Genomic DNA, 11,242 nt, shown 5'->3' with positions numbered 1-11,242 from the left:
GTTCGAGCTGTTCGGGCTTGCGGTGCGTGTCGCTGCGCAGGTCGCGTTACTGGCCGCGATCGCGGTCCACGTCGGGCTCGTGTTGACCTACACGGTTGTGCAGCGTCATCGGCACCTGGCGCGCATGGTGTGAGGGACCCCGAAATTTGCGGTGTTCTGGAAGGGATTCTCTCTCAACGTGTTCGGGTTGGCAGGGGCCTTCCCGGAAATCCCTTGAACAGTGTTGTATTGAAAACTCATGCGTTCTAGAATGAGGGTATGGCGACGGTCGAGTACGACTCGGCGGAGCCGGGCGGATCTGGGACCCGCCCGTACCGCTCTCCGCTGCGTCGGATGCAGGCAGCTCAGACGCGGGCGGTCGTACTGGAGGCCGCCACCCGGTTGTTCGCCGAGCACGGGTGGGTCGGCACCGGCATGAGGGAGGTCGCTCGGGCCTCGGCGGTTTCCGTCGAAACCGTCTACACGACGTTCGGATCCAAGGCCCGCCTGTTGACGGCAGCGCTGGAGGTCGCCATCGTCGGCGATGATGCCCAGGTGCCGTTGGCCGACCGGCCCGTCTACACGGCGATCGGTACGGGGAGCACGACCGGCGACCGCATCGAGATGGGTGCGCGCATGATCGCCAGGATCAACGAGCGCATCTACCGCCTGGCCGTCGCTATCCGCCAGGGTGCGACAGCGGATGCCACGCTCGCAGCGGCGGCCGCCGACCTGGAGGGGCAGCGCAGGCGCTCGGTCGCCGACGTCGCACAGCTGATCACGGGCCATCACGCCGACCCTGGCCAGGTCGACGAACTGTGGGTCCAGACCGGCGACCAGGTCTACGCCCTGCTCGTGGACGAATGCGGTTGGAGTCGCGTCCGCTACGAGTCATGGCTGATCGACCGCATCGAAGAGATCCTCGACCGCCCGGTGTGACATTCGGGCACATTGTCTGGAGTAGGTCATGACAACCGACACTCGGCCGCCCGCCGACACTCGAATCATGCGCATCGTCCACAGCGCGCTGCGCCGCGATATTGTGCGCGCCGCGCAGGTGCTGCGCACGGCACCGCCGCCCGCGCAGACCCAGCGGGTCGCCCTCGCCGACCATCTCGTGTGGATGATGCATTTCCTGCACCTGCACCACAGCGGCGAGGACAGTGGGCTGTGGCCGCTGGTCCGTGAGTTGAACCCGGCCGCCGGAGCACTGCTCGACGCGATGGACGCCGACCATGCGCGAATCGGCCCCGAGATAGAGCGGGTCACCGCCGCGGCAACCGAATACCGTGCCTATCCGGCTTCCCGAGAAGACCTTTCGCATTCCCTCACCGCTCTCGAACAAGTTCTGCTGCCGCATCTGCAGCGCGAAGAGGACGAGATGATGCCGGTGGTCGCCCGCACCCTGACCCGTCGTCAGTGGGACGACGTGGAGCAGCAGGTGTTCATCGCCTCGAAGACCAAGCGGGAGCTGGGGATCGAAGCTCACTGGATTGTCGACGGTGTCGACCGGGAAGACTACGACGTCACCGTTCGCAAAGTCGGTCCCGCCACCCGGTTCATGCTGATCCATACGTTCAAACGACCATACCGGCGGGCGTGCGCCGCCCGGTGGGGCGCAGACCTCGACGTCAGCCCGCGGCTCCACCAGCGACCCCGCACCGAGGGCTCGGCAGAACTGTGGATCGACGTCCCGGCCGGGCAGCTGTACGACGTGGTTGCCGATGTCACCCGCATCAGCGAACGCAGCCCCGAGTGCCGCGGCTGCGCGTGGCTACCGGGACGGTCGCCGGGGACCGTGGGCGCCCGATTCCGGGGGCACAACCGCGCACATCACATGCGCTGGTCGCGGGTGTGCGAGGTGACCGCCGCGGATCCCGGCAGGAAGTTCGAATTCCGGACGGTGTCGGATCGGCGCAACCCGCTGTACCACGACTCGACCACCTGGTCGTACATCTTCAGAGCGGACGGCGACGGGACCCGGGTGACGCACTCGTATCGGATCGACGTTCTGCCGTACCGCCCGCTGCTCGCGCTCTACTCGCGCCTGCAGCCGCAGCACCGGGATATGCGGCCGCAGATGCGGCAGAATCTGGAGGCGCTGCGGCGGCAGGCGCACGCCGGCACGTCTACAGGGTCGCCCCTGCCCCGAACGGCCTAGTGTTCTGTCACGTACAGGGTCGCGCCTCCGGCCACAGCATCATCGGTCCGGCGGTGGTCGATCGGTCCGCTCGGCATGCCGAGGCATTGTCCGCTGCTGGTCGCGGGGCCGCATGCCGGCGTGGCCGGCAGACTCGTGACGAAACATTCGGACATCCCGGACTGAATGAAGTTGCCGCTGTGCCGAATATGAAGCTGACCGATTCGAGTTGGCGGAGTCGCCGGTAGCGAAGTCTCCGGAGGCCGGCGAATCTACTCGCTGTGATCTGCAGGTGGGGCGTCAGGGTTGCGGTGAGTCAGGCTGTGGTCGGCCAGTGTCGGGCGTGTGTCGGCAGGTGCGGATTCTTTCGCTTCGCCACAGGCGGAGACGCGCGCTTCGCTGGAGACTTGTTGCTCCCAGTACGCATCCGATCGTGCCCGTGATGCCCACGGAAATCCCATGCGAAGTCCTCTCTGTGCGTGTAGGGGAGGAGATTGCTCTTCCCGTAACGCAGATCGCGCGGGTGGCGGCTTGTCTCGCCACTGCCGAGCCTATGGGCGTCTTTCCTTTGTACGCCTCACCAGTGAGGTCTGTCGTGCCGAGCGGGCCGGGTCGGTGACCTTGCAACTCGGCCACCCGGCGAATCGGAGGCGTTCGCGCTCATGTTCATTGCCTTATCCGGAAATGCGGGGTAGACCTGAGGTACGGATCCACGGCAGACCAAGGTTGGACCGGAAGAGAAGATTCCACCTCTCGGCCGTGGCGCCCAGCACGAGTTGTAGGCACCCACGCACAAGCACGGCCCACTAACTGGGCTCAGCGCGGTGGGCTTGCGTCAGGCGGGGGGATGTCTGACGCCGAGGCCACATTTCACCCCGCGCAACCATGCAGCTTGGTAACCAGACGTTCGTGCTCGCGGACGGCGCCCCCTGACAATGGGTGCCGTCCGACGTGTGTCTGTGGGTCGAGGTGATTCGATGGTGGTCATCGATCCCCGGAGAAGGAGAGCACATGCTGGTGGCATTCAGCGTCAGCCCGATGGGCGGGGACTCCGACAGTGTCGGTGCCGCGGTCGCCTCGGCCGTGCGGGTGGTCCGCGAATCCGGGCTGTCCAATGAGACCACGTCGATGTTCACCACCGTCGAGGGTGAGTGGGACGAGGTGATGGCCGTCGTGAAGCGTGCGACGGACGTTCTGCTGGAACAGTTTCCGCGGGTCAGTCTGGTACTCAAAGCGGATATCCGGCCGGGTCGCAGCGATCAGCTGCGAGCGAAGGTCGAGACGGTGGAGCGCTACCTGACCGACTGAGGTTCGGTCATTCCTGTTCGCCGGCGTACTTGTGGGCGAGTTCTGTGCCGATCCGGGCGAGCTCGGCTCGGACCGATCGCGGTTCGAGCACCTCGACCGTCGACCCCCAGCCGGCGAGGTTCCGGGCGATGTCCAACGGGGTCGGTGCGGCGAGTCGCACCCGGGCGCGACCGTCGTCGTCCTCACCGTGCGGGTGGCAGTGACGCCCGAAGTGATCGCGCAGGATCGGCACGAACCTGGCGTCGATGAGTACCGTCGCCCAGGTCGTCGAGCGCCGCTGTTCCACCTCGCCGACCACTTGGTCCCATGCCGCGGCGAGTGTGAAGTCGTCGGGGCGCTCCGCGGTCTGCTCCGTCGATTCGGCGTGGACGATCCGGTCGACTCGGAAGGTCCGCTGCCCCCGTTCGGTCCCGGCCAGGAGATACCAGATGTCGTCCTTGTCGACGAGACCCCACGGGTCGACCAGTCGCTCGGACCGTTGCCGGGAACTGTTCGTGTAGGTCAGGCGAACCTTCCGCCGCCGGATCACGGCGGCCTGCAGCACGTCGACCATCTCGGGCCTGCGGCGGTCGCGCTCGCCCCACCGGGTGGGATCGATCATGGTGGCGCTGGCGGCGGCCTCGGCATCGGCCCGGAAGGTCTGCGGCAGCGCCCGGACGAGTTTCCGCAGCGCCGCCTTCGCCTCGCCCGAGACGGCGGCCGCCGGGCCGACCAGCAGGAACAGGGCCTGCGCCTCGGTCGCGGACAACCCGCTCAGGTCGGTGCGAGCGCCGCCCACGAGCGACCACCCTCCGCCGCGCCCGGACTGCGGGTATACCGGGATCCCCGCAGCGGACAGCGCCTCCAGGTCGCGGCGAGCGGTCGCGACGGATACTTCCAGTTCGTCCGCCACCTCGGCGGCGGTCACCCGACCCCGGGACTGCATCAGCAAGAGGGTGGCGACGAGTCGGTCAGCGCGCATGTTCTCAGTTTCCCCCGGAAAGTGCTCAATTGGTGAGCACTTTGAACCGGAGGATGGGTGATGTAAACGACCGAGGAAGGGAACCACCCATGTTGCGAGGACTCACCACCGTCAACTTCTACGCCGACGACCTCACCGCCGCCCAGGCCTGGTACACCGAACTGCTCGGAGTCGAACCGTACTTCGTGCGCTCGGTGAAGGGGGCCCCCGCCTACATCGAGTTCCGGATCGGCGACTACCAGCACGAACTCGGCATCATCGACCGCCGATTCGCGACGCCCGACAGGTCACACGGAGCCGAGAACACGATGACCTACTGGCACGTCGACGATCTGGAGGCGAGCGTCGCGCAGTTGCTGGCCCTCGGTGCCACCCTGCACGGGAAGCCGGTCGAACACGGGCCGGGATTCGTCACCGCGTCCGTGACCGACCCGTTCGGAAACATCCTCGGCGTGATGTTCAACCAGCACTACCTGGACACTCTGGCTGCAAAGGCAGGCGCGTGATGGACACCCACGACGTGAACACCGTCATCGCTTGCACGACCGAGCAGTGGCGTGCCTGGCTTTCGGAGAACTGCCGGTCCGAGAAGGAGGTCTGGCTGATCATCCACCACAAGGACAGCGAAACGCCGAGCGTGCGATACCACGAGGCGATCGAGCAGGCGTTGTGCTTCGGGTGGATCGACGGCCTGCACCGCAGACGAGACGCCGACAGTTCTCAACTGCGTTTCACGCCGCGCACCCCGCGCAGTACCTGGAGCCGGGTGAACCGGCAGCGCGCGGCGGACATGATCGAGCAGGGGCTGATGACCGAGCACGGTTTCGCCGCCATCGAACTGGCCAAGGCCAAAGGGACCTGGGAGAACACGGCGAACGGGGACGGCACGGTCGTCCCCGGCGATCTGCGGGCAGCGTTCGGGCGACACGACGCTGCACGCGCGAACTTCGACAAGTTTCCGCCGTCTTCGACACGGTTGATTCTCGAGTGGATAGCGTCAGCCAGGAAGCCCGACACGAGGCAGCGGCGGATCGAGCGGACGGTCAGGCTGGCGGCAATGAACCTCCGGGCCAATCATCCGGGGGTCCGAGACCCGGACGGTGTGGGGTAGGCGACCCGGGGCCGGTGTCCGATCGGGCGACAAGGGAGAGGGGAGTCACGACATGGACTGGCCGCACGAACTTGCCGATCAGCTCGGCTGGCACTGGGAGCATCAGTTGCGTCCCCGGCTGGAGGGGTTGACCGACGAAGAGTATTTCTGGGAACCCGCGCCGGACGGCTGGAGTGTGCGCCCGCGCGGGGAGTCGCAGGCGCCGGTCCAGGCCGGAAGTGGCGCGTTCACCATCGACTTCGCCTTTCCCGCACCGGACCCGCCGCCGGTCACCACCATCGCGTGGCGGCTCGGGCATGTCGTCGTCGGCGTCTTCGGTATGCGGATTGCCAGCCACTTCGGCGGGCCGCCCGTCGACTATCAGACGTTCGAGTACGCCGGCACCGCTGCGGAGGCGCTCGCGCAACTCGACGAGAAATATGCCGCCTGGTCCGCAGGCGTCCGGAGCCTCGGAGCCGAGGGGTTCGCCCGGCCGTGCGGCCCCAGCGAGGGACCGTTCGCGGATTATCCGATGGCGGCACTGGTGTTGCACATCAACCGGGAAGTCATCCATCACGGCGCCGAGGTGGCGCTTCTCCGCGATCTCTACCTGCGCCGGCCGATAATCTGACCGGAATCCTGGCCGGCTCCACGGTTTTCACTCCCCGGGGCCGCCCGCATCTGCCAAGCTCGGGTATGGCACCGACTCGGCGGGTTCTCCTGTTGACGTGCGTCCTCGTTCTCCTGGCCGCATGCACGTCGAACACCTCGTCCTCCGATGTGTCCTCCTCGGACGCGAGCAGCGGATCTGCCCTCGCGTCGGCCGATCCGGCGCAGGCCGACGCGGTGATGACGATCGTGCGCGATGCCATGGCGGAGAGCCACCTGAAGGCGGTGATCGTGCGTGTCACGGTCGACGGCAAGGAAATCGTCACCCAGGCTCTCGGCGAGTCGATGACCGGGGTGCCCGCCACCACCGACATGCACTTCCGCAACGGAGCCGTCGCCATCTCCTACGTCTCCACGCTGCTGCTCCAGCTCGTCGACGAGAAGAAGGTGAGCCTCGACGACACGGTGTCGAAGTGGCTGCCCGACCTTCCGAACGCCGACCGCGTGACCCTCCGTCAGCTCGCCCAGATGACCTCGGGCTACGTCGACTACGTCATCGGCAACACCGAATTCGCCGACGCCCTCTACGCGGCGCCGTTCCGCAACTGGACGCCTGAGGAACTCCTGGCATTCGCCACGTCCAAGCCCCTGCTCTACGAACCCGGGACCAACTGGAACTACGCCCACACCAACTACATCATCCTCGGGTTGGCTCTCGAGAAGATCACCGGTCAGCCGATGACGGACCTCATGCAGGACAAGGTGCTCGGTCCGCTCGGCCTCGACGCCACCACGGATCCGGGGACGGCAGTGATCCCCGAACCCGTCCTGCACGCGTTCTCGTCCGAGCGGCGCGAGGCCCTGCAGATCCCGCCCGGTGCGCCGTTCTACGAGGAATCCACGTACTGGAACCCGTCCTGGACCATCACCCACGGAGCCATCCAGACCACGAACATCTACGACCTCCACGACACGGCCGTCGCCATCGGCACGGGCGAACTGCTCTCGCCCGAGTCCTACGCGGCCATGGTGTCTACGGACCTGCGCGGCAAGACGACTGCGCTGCCCGGCTGCACCACCTGCTTCCCGCAGTCGGAGAACTACACCTACGGGCTCGGACTGCCGATCGTGGGCAACTGGCTGATGCAGAACCCGCTGTTCAGCGGGTCCGCCGCGGCCGAGGCCTATCTGCCCTCCCAGAAGATCGCCATCGCCGTCGCCGTCACCTACGAACAGGCCGCCTTCGACGACACGGGGGCCTACAAGAACGAGGCCGACAGGCTGTTCCGGAAGATCGGCGCTCAACTCGCTCCGAACGACGCGCCGCCGGTGGCCGTCGGTTAGCGTTCACCCGCGACACGGGCGAGGCGACGGACGAGGGTCCGCACCACCGGGCCGTAGGCGGCGCCGAGCACCGAGTCGAGCGGGCCGGGAGCGGACATCGTCATCGTGATCCGTGATCCGGCACCGCGGGGCTCGACGGCGTGATCGAGCGTCATCGGTCCCACACGCCAGGTCCAGGAACGGCCCGGCGTCTTGGCCGAGATCGATGCGGGAACAGGCACGATCCAGAGCAGCCGCGCCGCGCCACGCCGGCCGGCCTGAATCTCGGGGGACCCGAGGCCCCACGCGCCGCGCACGTGCGGCGCCCATTCGGGCCAGCGCGAGGGTCGGGCGACGAGCGCCCACGCGACATCCACCGAGGCGTCGGAATCAGCTGAGAAGGAATGCGGCACGGGGGAGGAGTACCCGGTTTCGACCCCGGCAGACACCGCAGATGCGGTTCGGGGAGGGGCCGGAGGTGAACACCGGGTGAATTGGCCCGTGTCGAGTTGCGTGTAACTCGGGGTACTGGCCACGCTTGTAGGGAACGGCGAGGGAGGGAGCCGATCATGCTCGTTCGTCTGCCCGGGGTGTATCGCCCCCAGCGTGACACCTGGCTGCTCGCCGAGGTGCTGGCGGCCCGCGATCTCGGACCGGGTACCCGCGTGCTCGATCTCTGCTGTGGCACAGGGGTGTTGAGCGTCGAGGCGTGCGCGGCGGGAGCGGGGTGGGTGACGGCGGTCGACGTGTCGCGCCGGGCCGCGATCAGTACCTGGCTCAACGCCAAACTGAACCGCCGGACGATCCGCGTCGTGCGGGGTGACCTGGTGGACTCGGTCCGGACCCTGCGCTTCGACGTGGTGGTGGCCAACCCGCCCTACGCGCCGGCGACGGACGACGGCAGGCCGGGCCGGGTACTCGCGCGGGCCTGGGATGCCGGCGTCGACGGGCGCGCCGTGCTCGACCGGATCTGCAGCGAGACCCCCGACCTTCTCGCCCCCGGCGGCACCCTGCTCCTCGTCCAGTCGACGCTCAACGGTGTGGACAAGACCCGGGCAATGCTGGAGGAACGGGGACTGCGGGTGGACGTGGTCGCGTCGGAGGACGTGCCGTTCGGTCCCGCGCTCTCGTCCCGCACGAGGATGCTGGAGGCGCGGGAGATGATCCGGCCGGGCCAGCGCACCGAGCGCATCGCGGTGCTCGCCGCGACCGACCTCCGGTACGGCGACGCTCCACGCTGACCCGGCGATGGCGCCGCCACGTCCCCGGATGTTTGTCCGAATTATCACGATCTCGCGGCAACTGACGGTTCCATGAATGGGTGCGTTTAGGACATCCTGAGGTAACGAATTCGGCGCGGACTCTGAATCTGGCGTTGGCCACCTGGGTTTCCGCGATCAACTTCTGGGCATGGAACATGATCGGCCCCCTGTCGACCACGTACGCCGAGGCGTCGGATGGTGGGCTGGTTCGGCCTTCTTCCCACGCACGCGATCGTGGCCGAACCGTTGGGCACCGGCTGGTTTCGAGCCCGCACTCGGCGTCACCGCGCTGGTGTGTATCGCCGTGATGCGCGACGCGCCGGCATTCGCACCGCACACCGAACCGGTGCTGCCGAAGTTGAAAGCCGCTGCCCGCCTGCGGGTCACGTGGGAGATGTCGTTCCTGTATGCGGTGGTGTTCGGTGGTTTCGTGGCATTCAGCAACTAGCTGCCCACCTACATCAAAGACGATCTACGACTTCTCCGCCGTCGACGCGGGCACGCGTACAGCAGGATTCGCACTCGCCGCGGTGACCGCGCGACCGATCGGCGGTGCGCTGTCGGACCGCATACCTCCGAAGTTCGTGGTGCTCACGTCCCTCGCGGGCACCGGGGTGATGGCGGTGGTGGCCGCATTCCAACCCCCACCGGACTTCTGGTCGGCCGTCACGTTCATCACGCTGGCCGTGTTCCTCGGCATCGGGACGGGCGGTGTGTTCGCGTGGGTGGCGCGCCGATCCCCGGCCGCGAGCGTCGGCAGCACCTGGAACGACAAGCTGATGTACGCGGTGCTGCTCGCCGCGATCGTCGCGGGGCTGGCGACGACCCTGCTCGGATCCGGCGTCGTCGGGGAGGAGAGCAACTATCGCGAGACGGTGTCGCCGTGGTTCCGGTCGATCTGGATTCTGCAGCCCCGCGGCGACCTCATGGCCCAGGCGTCGCTCGCCTTCCACATCCACGTCGCGATCGCGATGGTGTTGTTCGCGCTCTGGCCGTTCACCCGGCTCGTGCACGCGTTCAGCGCCCCCGTGGCCTATCTGTTCCGCCCCTACATCGTCTACCGCAGTCGCGACGTCGCCCGGAACGGCGAGCTGATCGGCTCGCAACCACATCGCCGAGGCTGGTGACCGACGGCCGGGTGCCGCGTGTAAAGTTTGCCGTTCGACGACGCCCAGCTTTCGAGGACTGCTGAACCACTACATGGCCAAGATCGATCGCAGCCGCACTGCCGCACTGACCCAAGCGCCGACCCTCCACGAGCCGGATGCCGGCGTCCGGCGCACCGTGCTTCCCGGCGGACTCCGGGTGGTCACCGAATACGTTCCCGGTGTCCGCTCCGCGTCCGTGGGCGTCTGGGTGGGTGTCGGATCACGCGACGAACAGCCCACCGTCGCCGGGGCCGCGCACTTCCTCGAGCATCTCCTGTTCAAGGCCACGCCGTCGCGCAGCGCCCTCGACATCGCGCAGGTGATGGACGGCGTCGGCGGCGAGCTCAACGCGTTCACGTCCAAGGAACACACCTGTTTCTACGCGCACGTGCTCGACGACGACCTGCCCCTCGCCATCGACCTCGTCAGTGACGTCGTGCTGCGGGGCCGGTGCCGGTCCGCCGACGTCGACGTGGAACGCCAGGTGGTCCTCGAAGAGATCTCGATGCGCGACGACGACCCGGAAGACCTCCTCGGCGACGCGTTCCTGACCGCGCTCTACGGCGACCATCCCGTCGGCAGGCCCGTCATCGGCAGCGTCGAATCCATCGAATCGATGACCCGTACCCAACTCCACTCCTTCCACGTGCGGCGCTACACGCCGCCGCGCATGGTGGTGGCCGTCGCCGGCAACGTGGAGCACGAACCGACGGTCGAGCTGGTCCGGCGCGCGTTCGCCGGGCATCTCGAATCGGCGTCCGAGCCCGCCCCCCGACGCGCAGGGACGCTGCGCCTGCGGACGGAGCCGACACTCAGCCTGACCAACAGGGACAGCGAACAGGTGCACCTCTCCCTCGGGGTGCGCGCGTTCGGGCGGCACGAGTCGCACCGCTGGGCGCTGTCGGTGCTCAACGCCGCGGTCGGTGGCGGACTCAGTTCCCGGCTCTTCCAGGAAGTGCGGGAAATCCGGGGCCTCGCGTATTCCGTGTACTCGGGCATCGACACGTTCTCCGACACCGGCGCGTTCTCGATCTACGCCGGATGCCAGCCCGAGAACCTCGGCGAGGTCACCACGGTGATCCGGGAGGTGCTGTCGAACGTCGCCGCCGAGGGCATCACCGACGCCGAGTGCGCCCGCGCCAAGGGATCGCTGCGCGGCGGACTGGTTCTGGGACTGGAGGATTCGGGCTCCCGGATGCACCGCATCGGTCGCAGCGAACTCAACTACGGCAATCACCGCAGCATCAGCGAAACCTTGAGCAAGATCGACGCGGTCACCACCGACGAGGTGCGCGACGTCGCGCGAGTCCTGCTGCAGCGCCCGTTCGGAGCCGCCGTCGTCGGACCGTATCGTCGCAAGCGTGACCTGCCGGCCTCGGTGCGCGGCATCGTGCGGTAACGAGGATTCGCCGAAACAAGAGG

General features: G+C 67.5%; 11 protein-coding genes and 2 pseudogenes. 11 read left to right on the top strand and 2 right to left on the bottom strand.

The annotated features are described in order from the left end of the window. Window positions 1-258 precede the first annotated feature (258 nt). The 3 genes from DTA22_RS08905 to DTA22_RS08890 all read left to right on the top strand — a co-directional run bounded on the left by DTA22_RS08905 (window position 259) and on the right by DTA22_RS08890 (window position 3,427). A complete protein-coding gene (locus DTA22_RS08905) occupies window positions 259-918 on the top strand; it encodes a TetR/AcrR family transcriptional regulator (protein ID WP_112299223.1) in 660 nt (219 codons plus the stop codon). A gap of 28 nt (window positions 919-946) precedes the next feature. Continuing rightward, complete coding sequence (locus tag DTA22_RS08900) at window positions 947-2,140, top strand: hemerythrin domain-containing protein (protein ID WP_112299222.1); 1,194 nt, start codon at window positions 947-949, stop codon at window positions 2,138-2,140. 990 nt (window positions 2,141-3,130) lie between these two features. Then, window positions 3,131-3,427: an MTH1187 family thiamine-binding protein gene (locus DTA22_RS08890; RefSeq protein WP_112299221.1), complete on the top strand. Its 297-nt coding sequence runs from the start codon at window positions 3,131-3,133 to the stop codon at window positions 3,425-3,427. 7 nt (window positions 3,428-3,434) lie between these two features. Here the strand turns inward: DTA22_RS08890 and DTA22_RS08885 are convergent, their stop codons facing one another. Continuing rightward, window positions 3,435-4,388: a helix-turn-helix transcriptional regulator gene (locus tag DTA22_RS08885; RefSeq protein WP_112299220.1), complete on the bottom strand. Its 954-nt coding sequence runs from the start codon at window positions 4,386-4,388 to the stop codon at window positions 3,435-3,437. 89 nt (window positions 4,389-4,477) lie between these two features. On the opposite strand from DTA22_RS08885, the gene DTA22_RS08880 reads away from it, so the two are divergent. From DTA22_RS08880 to DTA22_RS08865, 4 genes are all read left to right on the top strand, one after another. Further along, window positions 4,478-4,894 carry a VOC family protein gene (locus tag DTA22_RS08880; protein WP_112299219.1) on the top strand — a complete coding sequence of 139 codons (417 nt, stop codon included), beginning with the start codon at window positions 4,478-4,480 and terminating at the stop codon, window positions 4,892-4,894. Continuing rightward, window positions 4,894-5,499 carry a YdeI/OmpD-associated family protein gene (locus tag DTA22_RS08875; protein ID WP_112299218.1) on the top strand — a complete coding sequence of 202 codons (606 nt, stop codon included), beginning with the start codon at window positions 4,894-4,896 and terminating at the stop codon, window positions 5,497-5,499. Before DTA22_RS08880 ends, DTA22_RS08875 begins: the two co-directional genes overlap by 1 nt. Window positions 5,500-5,551: 52 nt before the next feature. After that, window positions 5,552-6,109, top strand: a complete 558-nt coding sequence (locus tag DTA22_RS08870) for a DinB family protein (RefSeq protein WP_112299217.1) — start codon at window positions 5,552-5,554, stop codon at window positions 6,107-6,109. A gap of 65 nt (window positions 6,110-6,174) precedes the next feature. Continuing rightward, on the top strand, window positions 6,175-7,431 hold the full coding sequence (locus DTA22_RS08865; protein WP_112299216.1) for a serine hydrolase domain-containing protein: 1,257 nt from the start codon (window positions 6,175-6,177) through the stop codon (window positions 7,429-7,431). Here DTA22_RS08865 and DTA22_RS08860 read toward each other — a convergent pair. Next, complete coding sequence (locus tag DTA22_RS08860) at window positions 7,428-7,823, bottom strand: SRPBCC family protein (RefSeq protein ID WP_037232575.1); 396 nt, start codon at window positions 7,821-7,823, stop codon at window positions 7,428-7,430. The two genes, DTA22_RS08865 and DTA22_RS08860, sit on opposite strands and share 4 nt — an antisense overlap. A 156-nt stretch (window positions 7,824-7,979) precedes the next feature. On the opposite strand from DTA22_RS08860, the gene DTA22_RS08855 reads away from it, so the two are divergent. The 4 genes and pseudogenes from DTA22_RS08855 to DTA22_RS08840 all read left to right on the top strand — a co-directional run bounded on the left by DTA22_RS08855 (window position 7,980) and on the right by DTA22_RS08840 (window position 11,219). After that, window positions 7,980-8,651, top strand: coding sequence for a HemK2/MTQ2 family protein methyltransferase (locus tag DTA22_RS08855; RefSeq protein ID WP_112299215.1), 672 nt, complete (start codon window positions 7,980-7,982; stop codon window positions 8,649-8,651). Window positions 8,652-8,864: 213 nt separating this feature from the next. Further along, a pseudogene (locus DTA22_RS37120) lies at window positions 8,865-9,433 on the top strand (MFS transporter); the annotation flags it as partial. Continuing rightward, window positions 9,422-9,799: pseudogene (locus DTA22_RS37015) on the top strand (respiratory nitrate reductase subunit gamma); the annotation flags it as partial. The pseudogenes DTA22_RS37120 and DTA22_RS37015, both read left to right, overlap by 12 nt. Window positions 9,800-9,872: 73 nt before the next feature. Next, window positions 9,873-11,219 carry a M16 family metallopeptidase gene (locus DTA22_RS08840; protein WP_112299212.1) on the top strand — a complete coding sequence of 449 codons (1,347 nt, stop codon included), beginning with the start codon at window positions 9,873-9,875 and terminating at the stop codon, window positions 11,217-11,219. Window positions 11,220-11,242: the final 23 nt, after the last annotated feature.

This window comes from Rhodococcus wratislaviensis (assembly GCF_900455735.1).
GTDB classification, from domain to species: Bacteria; Actinomycetota; Actinomycetes; order Mycobacteriales; family Mycobacteriaceae; genus Rhodococcus_F; species Rhodococcus_F wratislaviensis.
Note: the sequence above shows the minus strand (reverse complement) of the source record. Positions and strands in the feature narration are given on the sequence as shown.